The sequence below is a fragment of the Vibrio breoganii genome, assembly GCF_001677275.1.
GTDB lineage: Bacteria > Pseudomonadota > Gammaproteobacteria > Enterobacterales > Vibrionaceae > Vibrio > Vibrio breoganii.
Genome location: NZ_CP016177.1, coordinates 2,238,296 through 2,250,840 on the forward strand (window position 1 = coordinate 2,238,296; position 12,545 = coordinate 2,250,840).

The 12,545-nt window shown below is 45.2% G+C and carries 14 protein-coding genes; 3 read left to right on the forward strand and 11 right to left on the reverse strand.

Annotated elements, in window-relative coordinates:
- Position 1: 1 nt before the first annotated feature.
- The 6 genes from hscB to trmJ form a co-directional block, all read right to left on the reverse strand.
- Positions 2 to 517: a co-chaperone HscB gene (gene hscB / locus A6E01_RS10315; RefSeq protein WP_065210176.1), complete on the reverse strand. Its 516-nt coding sequence runs from the start codon at positions 515 to 517 to the stop codon at positions 2 to 4.
- Between the two features lie 68 nt (positions 518 to 585).
- Positions 586 to 909, reverse strand: a complete 324-nt coding sequence (iscA, locus tag A6E01_RS10320) for an iron-sulfur cluster assembly protein IscA (protein WP_017032739.1) — start codon at positions 907 to 909, stop codon at positions 586 to 588.
- Between the two features lie 45 nt (positions 910 to 954).
- Complete coding sequence (gene iscU, locus A6E01_RS10325) at positions 955 to 1,338, reverse strand: Fe-S cluster assembly scaffold IscU (RefSeq protein WP_017028351.1); 384 nt, start codon at positions 1,336 to 1,338, stop codon at positions 955 to 957.
- A gap of 33 nt (positions 1,339 to 1,371) precedes the next feature.
- Complete coding sequence (locus tag A6E01_RS10330; protein ID WP_017242581.1) at positions 1,372 to 2,586, reverse strand: IscS subfamily cysteine desulfurase; 1,215 nt, start codon at positions 2,584 to 2,586, stop codon at positions 1,372 to 1,374.
- Positions 2,587 to 2,613: 27 nt separating this feature from the next.
- Positions 2,614 to 3,117: a Fe-S cluster assembly transcriptional regulator IscR gene (iscR, locus tag A6E01_RS10335; protein WP_017028353.1), complete on the reverse strand. Its 504-nt coding sequence runs from the start codon at positions 3,115 to 3,117 to the stop codon at positions 2,614 to 2,616.
- Between the two features lie 114 nt (positions 3,118 to 3,231).
- Positions 3,232 to 3,960 (reverse strand): tRNA (cytosine(32)/uridine(32)-2'-O)-methyltransferase TrmJ, encoded by a 729-nt coding sequence (gene trmJ, locus A6E01_RS10340; RefSeq protein ID WP_065210177.1) that lies wholly within the window; start codon positions 3,958 to 3,960, stop codon positions 3,232 to 3,234.
- Positions 3,961 to 4,117: 157 nt separating this feature from the next.
- Here trmJ and suhB point away from each other — a divergent pair, with 157 nt between their 5' ends.
- Complete coding sequence (suhB, locus tag A6E01_RS10345; RefSeq protein WP_065210178.1) at positions 4,118 to 4,921, forward strand: inositol-1-monophosphatase; 804 nt, start codon at positions 4,118 to 4,120, stop codon at positions 4,919 to 4,921.
- Between the two features lie 94 nt (positions 4,922 to 5,015).
- Here suhB and glmM read toward each other — a convergent pair whose 3' ends face one another.
- From glmM to rlmE, 4 genes are all read right to left on the reverse strand, one after another.
- Positions 5,016 to 6,353: a phosphoglucosamine mutase gene (glmM, locus tag A6E01_RS10350; protein ID WP_017028356.1), complete on the reverse strand. Its 1,338-nt coding sequence runs from the start codon at positions 6,351 to 6,353 to the stop codon at positions 5,016 to 5,018.
- Positions 6,354 to 6,369: 16 nt separating this feature from the next.
- Positions 6,370 to 7,200: a dihydropteroate synthase gene (gene folP / locus A6E01_RS10355; RefSeq protein WP_065210179.1), complete on the reverse strand. Its 831-nt coding sequence runs from the start codon at positions 7,198 to 7,200 to the stop codon at positions 6,370 to 6,372.
- Between the two features lie 94 nt (positions 7,201 to 7,294).
- Positions 7,295 to 9,214 (reverse strand): ATP-dependent zinc metalloprotease FtsH, encoded by a 1,920-nt coding sequence (gene ftsH, locus A6E01_RS10360; protein WP_017028358.1) that lies wholly within the window; start codon positions 9,212 to 9,214, stop codon positions 7,295 to 7,297.
- Between the two features lie 107 nt (positions 9,215 to 9,321).
- Complete coding sequence (gene rlmE, locus A6E01_RS10365; RefSeq protein WP_017028359.1) at positions 9,322 to 9,951, reverse strand: 23S rRNA (uridine(2552)-2'-O)-methyltransferase RlmE; 630 nt, start codon at positions 9,949 to 9,951, stop codon at positions 9,322 to 9,324.
- Positions 9,952 to 10,082: 131 nt separating this feature from the next.
- On the opposite strand from rlmE, the gene yhbY reads away from it, so the two are divergent.
- Positions 10,083 to 10,379, forward strand: a complete 297-nt coding sequence (gene yhbY / locus A6E01_RS10370) for a ribosome assembly RNA-binding protein YhbY (RefSeq protein ID WP_017028360.1) — start codon at positions 10,083 to 10,085, stop codon at positions 10,377 to 10,379.
- A gap of 72 nt (positions 10,380 to 10,451) precedes the next feature.
- Here yhbY and greA read toward each other — a convergent pair whose 3' ends face one another.
- On the reverse strand, positions 10,452 to 10,925 hold the full coding sequence (greA, locus tag A6E01_RS10375) for a transcription elongation factor GreA (RefSeq protein WP_017028361.1): 474 nt from the start codon (positions 10,923 to 10,925) through the stop codon (positions 10,452 to 10,454).
- 507 nt (positions 10,926 to 11,432) lie between these two features.
- Between greA and A6E01_RS10380 the strand changes: the two genes are divergently transcribed.
- Positions 11,433 to 12,476 carry a porin gene (locus A6E01_RS10380; protein ID WP_065210180.1) on the forward strand — a complete coding sequence of 348 codons (1,044 nt, stop codon included), beginning with the start codon at positions 11,433 to 11,435 and terminating at the stop codon, positions 12,474 to 12,476.
- The last annotated feature ends 69 nt before the right edge of the window (positions 12,477 to 12,545 follow it).

Sequence of the window (12,545 nt, forward strand, 5' to 3'; positions counted from 1 at the left end):
ACTAGTTAAGTAGCTTATCTTCTAGTCGTTCGATTTCTACTAATAACTTGGCAATAAATTTCAGCTTTCTAACGCTATCGGCCGCTTCAGCCCAACATTGATCATTGATCTGTTGCTCGACTTGTTGCAACTGCTGCTTGTGCATTTTGGCGACTTTAGATTCAAAATCAAACAGTAAATCATCCGCGTCAGTGCTATCGCCAATTTCCTCAAGCTCCTCACGAAGTTCCATCTGTTGCATTAAAAATAGAGGATCTTGCAACGTTTGCTGCTCAGAGCGAATATCGTGCTCATTCTCTGCCAACATGTATTCGGCGCGAGCGATAGGATTCTTGAGGGTTTGGTATGCATCATTGATGCTTGCGGCTTTTTGCACAGCCATCAAACGGTCGCGCTCAGAGGCAGTAGCAAACTTATCGGGGTGAAAACGGCGCTGCAATTCTCTGAATTGAGAAGAAAGAAGGCTACCATCCACATTAAATTGTGCTGGTAGCCCGAATAGTTCGAAGTGGTTCATAATGAGACTCTCGATATCTAAAGAGAGAGGGCTCACTCTTATGATGAACCCTAGCCTTAACTCGCTCGTTAAACGTTGAAGCTTTCGCCGCAGCCGCATTCACTCTTAGCGTTAGGGTTGTTGAATTCAAACCCTTCGTTAAGACCTTCTTTAACGTAATCTAGCTCTGTACCATCAAGATAAACAAGGCTCTTGGCATCAATCACCACTCTAACGCCTTTGTGCTCGAAGATGCTGTCTTCTTCATTTACGTCATCTACGAATTCAAGCACATACGCCATACCTGAACAGCCCGTTGTTTTAACACCCAGCCTTAAACCGACGCCTTTGCCTCGAGTGTCTAGGAATGCTCTAACGCGGTCTGCCGCGGTTTCTGTCATTGTGATGGCCATACTACAACCTTTATTGCCGATGAGGGGAAGCCTCCCCTCTAATTATTACTCTTGATGTTTTTTCTTATAGTCTGAAACAGCTGCTTTAATCGCATCTTCCGCTAGGATAGAGCAGTGCACCTTAACCGGTGGTAACTCTAGCTCTTCAGCAATTTCAGAGTTTTTGATTGAAGCGGCTTCATCAACGGTTTTACCCTTCACCCACTCTGTAACCAGTGAGCTTGATGCGATAGCACTACCACAACCGTAAGTTTTAAACTTAGCATCTTCGATGATGCCCTCAGGTGTCACCTTGATCTGCAGCTTCATTACGTCGCCACAAGCTGGTGCGCCTACCATTCCACTACCTACGCTTGGATCTTCTTTATCAAAAGAACCAACGTTGCGTGGGTTCTCGTAGTGGTCAATTACTTTTTCGCTGTAAGCCATAATATAGTCCTCTAATCCTCTACTTCCTTGGAATTAGTGATGTGCCCACTCTACGGTGTCCAGATCAATACCTTCCTTGTACATATCCCAAAGTGGAGACATGTCGCGTAATTTTGTTACCGCAGTGCGAATTTGCTCTACCGCATAGTCGATTTCTTCTTCCGTTGTGTAACGACCGAAAGAGAAGCGAACTGAGCTGTGGGCAAGTTCATCATTGAGGCCTAGTGCTCGCAGTACATAAGAAGGCTCAAGGCTTGCTGATGTACATGCTGAGCCAGATGAAACGGCTAAGTCTTTCAGTGACATAAGCAGAGACTCACCCTCAACAAACGCAAAGCTCACGTTCAGGTTGTGTGGTACACGCTGCTCAAAATCACCATTGACGGTTACTGCTTCCAAATCTTTAACCGCATTAAATAGACGGTTACGCAGATTCAGAGCATGTTGGTAATCTTTTTCCATATCCAATTTCGCAACACGGAACGCTTCACCCATACCTACGATCTGGTGAGTTGGAAGTGTGCCAGAGCGGAAACCGCGCTCATGACCACCACCGTGCATTTGTGCTTCTAGGCGGATACGTGGTTTACGACGAACGTACAAAGCGCCGATGCCTTTAGGGCCGTATGCTTTGTGTGCTGATAGCGATAGCAAATCAACTTTAGTCTCTTGAACATCAATCGGCAGTTTACCTGCTGATTGAGCGGCATCCACATGGAATACAATCTTGCGTTCGCGACATAGCTCGCCAATTGAAGTGATGTCTTGAATCACGCCAATTTCATTGTTTACGTGCATGATAGAAACCAAAACGGTGTCTTCACGCATTGCGTCTTTAAGCTTGTTCAGGTCAATAATGCCATTGGCTTCAGGCGCTAAATAAGTCACCTCAAAGCCTTCACGCTCAAGCTGACGACATGGGTCTAATACCGCTTTGTGTTCAGTCTTGCAGGTGATGATGTGCTTGCCTTTCTTTGAGTAGAAACGAGCTGCACCCTTGATAGCAAGGTTGTCTGATTCTGTCGCGCCAGAGGTAAATACGATTTCGCGAGGATCCGCATTTAAAAGATCAGCAATCTGTTCACGAGCAGTATCAACAGCTTCTTCAGCTTGCCAACCATAGCGGTGTGAGCGAGACGCAGGGTTGCCGAAGGTACCATCCATAGTCATATACTGGACCATTTTCTCAGCAACGCGTTCATCTACTGGGCAAGTTGCTGAATAGTCTAAATAAATTGGCAGTTTCATTATTTACTCCAAGTAAAACTGTTTGCTCTATGAGCGGACATTGACGCCGATTGCTTCGGCTATCGATTTAGAGCTAAAACCATGATTAGAGGCTAACTCTAAATCTTGGCGTCCTGAAATCTCTAAAACTTCATTGTCCAACATCAACTCACCTAAGGTGATGTTGTTTAAAAAATCACTAATTCGAGAACTCAAATCTCGCCAAAGCGTGTGGGTAAGGCAACGAGCGCCCCCCTGGCAATTGGCTTTTCCATTACAACGTGTCGCTTCAACTGATTCATCAACCGCTGAAATAATGGTACCAATAGCAATAAGTTGCGCGTCTTTTCCTAGGTTATAACCACCACCTGGACCGCGAACACTAGCAACTAATCCCGCTTTGCGTAGCTTTGAAAATAATTGCTCTAGATAAGAAAGAGATATACCCTGACGTTCCGATATGTCAGCCAGTGGTACTGGGCCTGACTGAGAATGCAATGCTACATCAAGCATGGCGGTTACGGCATATCTTCCTTTCGATGTAAGCTTCATATCACACTCTTTCCAATTACTTCGTTGCGGAAAGTCTCCCATACCCGACCAAAACGGTCAAGTATTTATTTGACCAATTTACTCAAGTATTTAACCCTATACGGATTATGGCTATTATTTGTGCGAAATTTTCTTTTGTATCGCCGTAAGGACACCACGCAAGATGTTGATCTCTTGTGCTTCTGGACGAGCGCGACTGAATAGTCTTCTCAGTTTATTCATCACCTGGTTCGGCTTATCCTTCTCAATAAACTGGGTATCAAGAAGTACGTTTTCAAGGTGCTGATAAAACATTTCTAATTCGTTATGACGCGAATAGACCACTGGATCGTCTTGTGGATACTGCGCCTTATCACTTTCTAGGAATGCCATTCTCACTTCATAGCTAAGGGTTTGAACCGCCATCGCTAGATTCAGTGAGCTGTATTCTGGGTTAGCGGGTATAGCGACATGATACTGACACAGTTGCAGTTCATCATTGGTTAGGCCGGTGCGTTCACGACCAAACACAAGTGCCACTGGGGTATGTCTTCCCTCTTCGACAAACTTAACACCACATTCACGTGGCTCTAGCATTGGCCAATTAAGGGTACGAGAGCGTGCACTCGATCCAACCACAAGGGCGCAATCGGCGACCGCTTCTTGCATGGTCGAAAACCTGTGTGCGTTATTCACTACATCGTCAGCGCCCGCCGCCAATGCCATGGTTTGCTCATCGATTTCACATTGCGGGTCAACTAAGACTAACTGAGTCAGTCCCATCACCTTCATTGCACGTGCAGCTGAACCAATATTCCCTGGGTGAGAGGTTCCCACCAATACCACTTTGACGTTTTGTAACATCAAGCCTACCTCTATATTTCACAACCGACGCATACTAACACATCCCAAAAGCGGAATAAAAAAAACACTCGTGCAAAAAATAACCACTTCCCTTTTGCCACAATCTTGCTTATACTCCGCCCCGCTTTCCGTTCTTTAACATCCGTTGGGTATAATTATGCATCCTATGCTAAATATCGCTATTCGCGCTGCGCGAAAAGCAGGCAATCATATTGCGAAATCTCTAGAAACTGCTGACAAGATTGAAATCTCGCTGAAAGGCGAAAATGACTTTGTGACTAACATCAACAAAGACGCAGAACATGTGATTATCGATACAATCAAGTCTTCTTACCCTGACCACAGCATCATTGCTGAAGAGTCTGGTTTAACTGTAGGTAAAGATGACGCAGTTCAATGGATCATTGACCCACTGGATGGCACCAATAACTTCGTTAAGGGTATCCCACACTTCGCTGTATCTATCGCTGTTCGTATCAACGGTAAAACAGAAGTAGCGTGTGTTTATGACCCAATGCTTAACGAACTTTTCACTGCACAACGTGGTTCTGGCGCACAGCTAAACAACGCTCGTATCCGTGTTAAGCAATTAAAAGACCTTCAAGGTACTGTTCTTGCAACTAGTTTCCCAACTAAGCAAAAGCAACACTCTGAATCTTACTTCAAAATCATGAGCTCTCTATTTGTAGAAGTTGCTGACTTCCGCAGCACTGGTTCTCCAGCTCTTGACCTATGTTACCTAGCGGCTAACCGTGTTGACGGTTACTTTGAGCTTGGCCTTAAGCCTTGGGACATCGCAGCTGGTGAGCTTATCGCTCGTGAAGCTGGCGCAATCCTAACGGACTTTGCTGGCGGTACTGACTACATCAAGTCTGGTAACCTTGTAGGCTCAAGTGCACGCGGTGTTAAGAATATTCTTCGCCACGTACGTGAGCACGCAAACGAAGGCATGCTGAAGTAATCGCATCCCCTTTGTAAAAATAGTATAAAAAAAACGGCCATCAGATGATGGCCGTTTTTGTATCTAGTGTTTAGCTTTTTAATGACTTAGCGATTTAGCAGTGTTCACGAACTGTATCGGCGATACGGTTTGCCAGCTTAAGCACTAACTCTCCATCTTCACCCTCTACCATTACGCGAATTAAAGGCTCAGTACCTGATTTACGCAGAAGCACACGTCCCTTATCACCCAGTTCTTGCTCTGCTTGCACAACAGATTGTTGAACCACATCCAATTGCATTGGGTCTGTTTCGCCTGAGAAGCGAACATTGATCAGCTCTTGCGGGTATAACGTCATTCCTTGAGAAAGGTCGAATAGGCTCATGCCACTATCAACGATCGAGGATAGAACTTGAAGCGCCGCAACAATAGCGTCACCCGTGGTCACCTTATCTAGCAAGATGACGTGGCCTGAGTTTTCTGCGCCAATACTCCAGCCTTTTTCTTTTAGCTGTTCCATGACATAGCGGTCGCCTACTTTAGCGCGCGAGAATGGAATGCCCAATTGCTTAAGACCATTTTCCATACCTAGGTTTGTCATCAGGGTACCAACAACACCCCCTTTTAGCTCACCACGGCGCAATGCGTCGCGGGCAATGATATAAGCGATTTGGTCGCCATCCACTTTATTGCCTTTATGGTCAACCATGATAATGCGGTCACCATCACCATCAAAGCCAAGACCTAGGTCAGCTTTCTCTTCAACCACTTTTGCTTGCAGCGCACGCACATCCGTTGCACCCACTTCAGCATTAATGTTCAAGCCATCAGGTTCACACCCCATAAGCACCAATTCCGCACCTAGCTCTTTAAATACGTTTGGAGCGATATGGTAGGTAGCGCCATGGGCACAATCCACAACAATCTTTAGTGAGCTTAGGTTTGCGTTGCTTGGAAAGGTACTCTTACAAAATTCAATATAACGACCGGCAGCATCGTTCATGCGAGAGGCTTTACCAAGTAGAGCGGACTCGACACATTCAATGTCTTTATCTAGCTCAGCTTCAATGGCTAATTCAATGTCATCAGGAAGCTTTGTGCCTTCAGAAGAGAAGAACTTGATGCCGTTATCGTAATACGGGTTATGTGATGCCGAAATCACAATACCCGCTTCTGCGCGGAACGTCTGTGTTAGGTAAGCAACTGCTGGTGTTGGCATTGGACCGGTAAAGGTCGCCTTTAGACCCGCAGCAGCAAGACCTGCTTCTAGCGCAGACTCAAGCATGTAGCCAGAGATACGAGTATCTTTACCAATAATGACCTTCTTGGTGCCTTGTTTAGCCAAAACACGGCCCGCAGCCCAGCCTAGCTTGAGTACAAAGTCAGGAGTAATTGGGTATTGGCCTACTTTTCCTCGGATACCGTCGGTACCAAAATAACGTCGTTGAGACATTTCTAATTCCTAATTATTATTTTATTGATTCCATAAAGTTCACCACTCGCACGGCATCAGCCGTTTCAGCAACGTCGTGAACTCGAATAATTTGTGCGCCTTTTTGAGCTGCCACAACCGCACAGGCAACACTACCGGAAATGCAGTCTGCCGGTGCTTTATCTAGCAACTTGAACACCATCGACTTTCGAGACATACCCGCTAATAGAGGCATTTCAAAACGATGAAATTGTTCCAAGTGTTGCAATAGATGGTAGTTATGTTCGAGTGTTTTACCAAATCCAAAGCCAGGATCCAGTATTAACTTATCTTTGCTTATTCCCACAGCTTCGCACGCCTTAATGCGCTCTGCTAAGAACTGCTCCACCTCAGAGATAAGGTCATCATAGTGCGGGTTGGCCTGCATTGTTCTCGGTTGCCCTTGCATATGCATAAGGCAGATGGGCACTCCAGAGTCAGCAGCCACTTGCAGTGATCCAGGCTCTTGCAGTGCTCGCACATCATTGATCAAGTCAGCTCCAGCTTCGGTAGCTTGGCGCATCACCTCAGCTTTACTGGTATCGATGGATATCCACACATCAGACTCAGCGCGAAGTGCTTTGATTACAGGAATGACGCGTTCTAGCTCTTGCTGCAACTCTACCTCTGGTGCACCCGGTCTTGTTGACTCACCACCGATGTCAATAATGGTTGCTCCCGCCGCAATCATCTTGCGAGATTGAGCTAAAGCATCATCAATTCGGTTGTATTGGCCACCATCGGAGAAGGAATCAGGGGTTACGTTAAGTATGCCCATGATCTGCGGTGAAGATAGGTCGAGCTGTTTTTTGCCACTGTTTAAGATCATAACACTAACGAGTTTCAAAAAGGTTAAAGCGAAAATTTGGGAAGGGTAGAAACAGAAAAACCCCGAGAGCTCTCGGGGTTTGCTTATTTAGCAATTATTCTGAATCTTTTTCAGCGGGTTCTGTCTTAGTTTCTTCTGCCGTTTCTGGTTCAGCTTTCGCTTCAGCCTTTGGCTCTTCAACAGGTTTTGATTGCTCACCCCAACCGGCTGGTTCACGAATATCACTACGACGTTCCATTAGGTCATCAATCTGACCTGCATCAATGGTTTCGTACTTCATCAGTGCATCTTTCATGGTATGCATGATATCCATGTTCTCTTCAAGAATCTGACGAGCACGAGCATAGTTGCGATCGATGATTTGACGAATCTCATCATCAATCAGCTTAGCGGTATCATCAGACATGTGTTTAGTCTGAGTTACGCTACGACCCAAGAATACTTCGCCTTCTTCTTCAGCATAAAGAAGAGGACCTAGCTTCTCAGAGAAGCCCCACTGAGTCACCATCTTACGAGCGATATCAGTCGCACGTTCGATATCGTTTGATGCACCAGTAGATACACGCTCTTTACCGTAGATAAGCTCTTCAGCTAGACGACCACCGTAAAGGCTCGAGATCATCGACTCAAGGTGACGACGGTTCATGCTTACGCGATCTTGCTCTGGTAGGTACATAGTCACACCCAGCGCACGGCCACGTGGAATAATCGATACCTTGTACACAGGATCATGCTCAGGAACCAAGCGACCAATGATTGCGTGACCTGCTTCGTGGTATGCCGTTGACTCTTTAATGTCATCAGTCATCACCATAGAGCGGCGTTCTGCACCCATCATGATCTTGTCTTTCGCTTGCTCAAACTCAGCCATAGCAACGTTGCGCTTGTTACCACGAGCCGCGAATAGTGCCGCTTCGTTTACAAGGTTAGCAAGGTCCGCACCAGAGAAACCTGGAGTACCACGAGCAATCAAAGATGGCTCTACATCACTAGCAAGAGGTACCTTGCGCATGTGTACTTTCAGGATCTGCTCACGACCACGTACATCCGGAAGACCAACCACTACCTGACGGTCAAAACGACCAGGACGAAGTAATGCAGGGTCCAATACGTCTGGACGGTTAGTTGCAGCAATAACGATAATACCTTCGTTACCCTCAAAGCCATCCATCTCTACCAACATTTGGTTCAACGTTTGCTCACGCTCATCGTGACCACCACCAACACCTGCGCCACGCTGGCGACCTACGGCATCGATCTCATCGATGAAGATGATACAAGGCGCTGCTTTCTTCGCTTGCTCGAACATGTCACGCACACGAGATGCACCAACACCGACGAACATTTCTACGAAATCAGAACCTGAGATAGTAAAGAACGGAACTTTAGCTTCACCAGCAATCGCCTTCGCAAGTAGAGTTTTACCTGTACCTGGAGGACCGACGAGCAAGACACCCGTTGGGATCTTACCACCCAATTTCTGGAATCGGCTTGGGTCACGCAAGTAATCCACTAGCTCTTTAACGTCTTCTTTTGCTTCATCACAACCGGCAACGTCAGAAAATAGTGTTTTAATTTGTTCTTCGCTCATCATACGAGCTTTTGATTTACCGAAGGACATGGCGCCTTTACCGCCACCGCCTTGCATTTGACGCATGAAGAAAATCCACACACCAATCAGTAGAATCATTGGGAACCATGAGATGAAGATAGTACCTAGAAGGCTTTGCTCTTCTGGTGGTGTACCTGTCACCTTCACGTTTTGATTGATCAAGTCATCAAGAAGCTTTGTGTCGTACACAGGCATATAAGTCACGTTACGTGAGTTATCGCTGCGATAAAAAACGATTTCTTTATCGTTAATCTTGGCTTCGCGAATCTGGCCTTGGCCAACTTCCTGTATAAAAGTGGTGTAATCCACTGATTTTCCGTTACTGTCTCCAGGGCCAAAGCTCTGGAAAACGGACATTAGCACTACAGCTATCACTAGCCACAGAATTAGATTTTTTGCCATGTCACTCAAGGTGTAAGCCTCTCGATAACTAATTGTAATTAAAAGTAGATTACTACAGTTTGGATGCTGTAGCCAGAATGTAAAGCTTTCTCAAGCTTGTTGAGCAGTTAGCCTTTGTAACCTGTTGCTACAATGAAGACTTCACGAGAGCGAGCTCGGGAAGAATCAGGTTTTCGAACTTTAACAGTCTTAAACATTTCACGTACATCTTTGACGAATTGATCAAAACCTTCGCCCTGAAATACCTTAACAACAAAGCTACCATTTGTAGCTAGAACTTGTCGACACATATCAAGGGCTAATTCGACCAAATACATAGCTCTTGGTTGGTCTACAGAGTTATTACCTGCAATATTGGGAGCCATGTCAGACATTACGACGTCCACCATACTCGGTTGAATGCGGTCTAACAGCGCTTCAAGAACGCTCTCTTCACGAAAATCACCTTGTAGAAAGCTTACACCAGCAATAGGGTCCATTGGCAACAAATCACACGCAATAATTTGTCCGTTGTCACCCACTATCTTTGCAGCATATTGCGACCAACCACCAGGAGCGGCCCCTAAATCTACTACGGTCATTCCAGCAGAAAAGAGCTTATCTTTGGTGTGTATTTCTTCCATTTTGAAGTAAGCACGTGAACGGTAGCCTTTTTTTCTGGCTTCGTTGGCGTATTTATCATCAAAATGTTCTTTCAACCATCGACCCGAACTGGCCGAATGCTTTTGTTTACTCATTCAATTTCCAACGTGTTTGGAGAAGGCAATTCGCCTAATATTCCCGTTTCATGGATAAAGTATAGTCTTGAGACCTATATGACGTTAAAATAGGATTTTTCAACCCTTATATAAAAGAAATTGGCCGCGATATGAACTTAAGCACCAAACAAAAGCAGCATCTAAAAGGCTTAGCACACGACCTAAAACCGGTTGTGTTGATGGGCGCAAATGGACTTACTGAGGCTGTTCTAGCGGAGATTGAACTTGCATTGGGTCATCACGAATTGATCAAGGTTAAAGTCGCGTCGGAAGATCGCGAAACAAGAGGCCTAATCATTGACGCTATCGTTCGTGAATCTGGTGCAGAGAAAGTACAAACTATTGGTAAAACACTAGTACTGTACCGCCAATCAGAGCAACGTAAAATCGAACTGCCACGCAAATAGGCCGTAACGATTAATCGTGTTCACTAAAAAAGGCTGCTGATGCAGCCTTTTTGATATCACAAGCCAAATAGCTTAAAGGTATTCTACTCGGTCAATTTCGTAATCTTTTACGCCGCCTGGAGTAGTGATGGTCACTTCATCGCCTTCCATCTTGCCAATAAGGCCACGTGCGATTGGTGAGCTAACAGAAATACGGCCTAGCTTAATTTCGGCTTCATCTTCACCTACGATCTGATACTTGAATTCTTCTTCTGTATCCACATCGATTAGCGTTACTGTCGTGCCAAAGATAACCTTACCTGAGTTATCCATTTTAGTTACGTCAATAACCTGAGCAACAGATAGCTTATATTCGATGTCGCGAATCTGTGCTTCGCAGATGCCCTGTTCTTCACGAGCAGCATGGTATTCAGCATTTTCTTTAAGGTCGCCTAGCTCACGAGCCTCTGCAATAGCGGTAGAGATCAGTGGACGCAGTTTAAGCAGTCTTTCTAATTCTGTTTTTAGTTGCTGTTCGCCACGAACAGTCATTGGTACTTTTTCCATATTTAACCTCATTTGCCCAGCAAATATAGGGCAACAAAAAACCTATTAAGCGAAGGCTCAATAGGTAACTAACTGATAGTGATAGGTCAATTGTACCGAAAAGTCTGCTTTTTTTCATCAAAATTCGACGTGCTAAGTGTTGATAAAAGCGTGATGCAAATCACAGCAAGGTGAGCAAAAAACAAACAAAAACAAGAACCTAAAGATAAATAAATCTAAAATCTGCACATGTCATACCAATTGCAGTGCAACGCTAACGTGTTGTTTTTATTGCACTGCAGTTACATTGACATCTTTTTGATACAAAAAGTTCCCCTCCTTTACAACATTTTACTATCGCCTACTTAATCATCTAGGTCAGAATCCTAACCGAGAACAAATCTTATTAAGCGTAAAACACTGCGTATTACAATAACTTAGTGCAGTGCTTAACCAAGATTTGCTTAAAGGGAGTTTGGGTTTATAACACCCACTTTTTATCGGACAAATACATTCTAGGACTTGGAAATGAACAAAAAGATTATTGCTCTAGCAGTAGCGGCTGCGGCTTTCGGTACTCAAGCATCAGCTGTTGAACTATACAACAACGACGGCTCTACTTTCTCTATTGGCGGTCACGTATCTGTAAGTGCTAAAGGCAACTCAGATGTTGGCGGTACAGACATCATCTCTAACTCGCCTCGTATCAACTTCACTGCAACTCAAGACCTAGGCAATGGCTTCACAGCTGACGCTCGTGGTGAGTACGCTATCAACTACCTTGATGGTGGCGCAGATTCATTCACTACTCGTCTTGGTTACATTGGTGTAACTCACGAAGATTTCGGTCGCGCTGTAGCGGGTACTCAGTGGTCTCCTTACTACGACGTTGCTGGTATTGCTGATATGCCTATCGCGTTCGCGAACGACTTCCTATACGACAACCACGGTGCTCTAGGTACTGGTCGTGCGGAAAACATGGTTTCTTACCGCAACGACATCCAGCTAGGTGACAACCTATCTATCTTTGGTGGTCTAGGTTGGCAGGACAACGCTACTACTGGCTTCGATTCTCGTGGTCAAGTAGCACTTGGTGCAAACTTCTCTGACTTCATGGTTGGTTACTCTTACAACGCTGGTGACCGTACCGACGGTGTAGCTAGCAAACAAGAAGCAACGTCTCACGCGCTTTCTGCTAAGTACGGTTCGTACGGCAACGGTGTTTACGTAGCTGCTGTTTACACAATGAACGAGTACATGCACGGTACTTCTAACTACAACGGTGTTGCTAACCCTGGCGCTGGCATTGCTCTTAAAGACACTGACGCTGTAGAATTCATTGCTGCATACGCATTTGCAAACAGCCTAAACCTTTCTATCAACTACGAAGCAGTTGAAAGCAACGGTAACGACATCACTAAAGGCACTGTATACAGCCAAATGGCTTTCCAAGCTGAATACAACATCACTCCGTCATTCGTTACGTTTGCAGGCTACCAGCTTGACCTAGGTTCTGACCTAACTAACGCAGAAAACGACATGTGGAACGTTGGTGTTCGTTACTACCTATAATGGTATAACAGCCTAAAATCCTAATAAAACACCTGCCTCTTGGCGGGTGTTTTTGTTTATACTGATCTC

Coding starts and splice junctions, on each gene's coding strand:
- trmJ (WP_065210177.1), bottom strand. CDS start 3,960: ATGTTACAAAACGTCAAAGTGGTATTGGTGGGAACCTCTCACCCAGGG.
- ftsH (WP_017028358.1), bottom strand. CDS start 9,214: ATGGCAAAAAATCTAATTCTGTGGCTAGTGATAGCTGTAGTGCTAATG.
- iscR (WP_017028353.1), bottom strand. CDS start 3,117: ATGAAGCTTACATCGAAAGGAAGATATGCCGTAACCGCCATGCTTGAT.
- iscU (WP_017028351.1), bottom strand. CDS start 1,338: ATGGCTTACAGCGAAAAAGTAATTGACCACTACGAGAACCCACGCAAC.
- A6E01_RS10330 (WP_017242581.1), bottom strand. CDS start 2,586: ATGAAACTGCCAATTTATTTAGACTATTCAGCAACTTGCCCAGTAGAT.
- folP (WP_065210179.1), bottom strand. CDS start 7,200: ATGATCTTAAACAGTGGCAAAAAACAGCTCGACCTATCTTCACCGCAG.
- suhB (WP_065210178.1), top strand. CDS start 4,118: ATGCATCCTATGCTAAATATCGCTATTCGCGCTGCGCGAAAAGCAGGC.
- greA (WP_017028361.1), bottom strand. CDS start 10,925: ATGGAAAAAGTACCAATGACTGTTCGTGGCGAACAGCAACTAAAAACA.
- hscB (WP_065210176.1), bottom strand. CDS start 517: ATGAACCACTTCGAACTATTCGGGCTACCAGCACAATTTAATGTGGAT.
- rlmE (WP_017028359.1), bottom strand. CDS start 9,951: ATGAGTAAACAAAAGCATTCGGCCAGTTCGGGTCGATGGTTGAAAGAA.
- glmM (WP_017028356.1), bottom strand. CDS start 6,353: ATGTCTCAACGACGTTATTTTGGTACCGACGGTATCCGAGGAAAAGTA.
- yhbY (WP_017028360.1), top strand. CDS start 10,083: ATGAACTTAAGCACCAAACAAAAGCAGCATCTAAAAGGCTTAGCACAC.
- A6E01_RS10380 (WP_065210180.1), top strand. CDS start 11,433: ATGAACAAAAAGATTATTGCTCTAGCAGTAGCGGCTGCGGCTTTCGGT.
- iscA (WP_017032739.1), bottom strand. CDS start 909: ATGGCCATCACAATGACAGAAACCGCGGCAGACCGCGTTAGAGCATTC.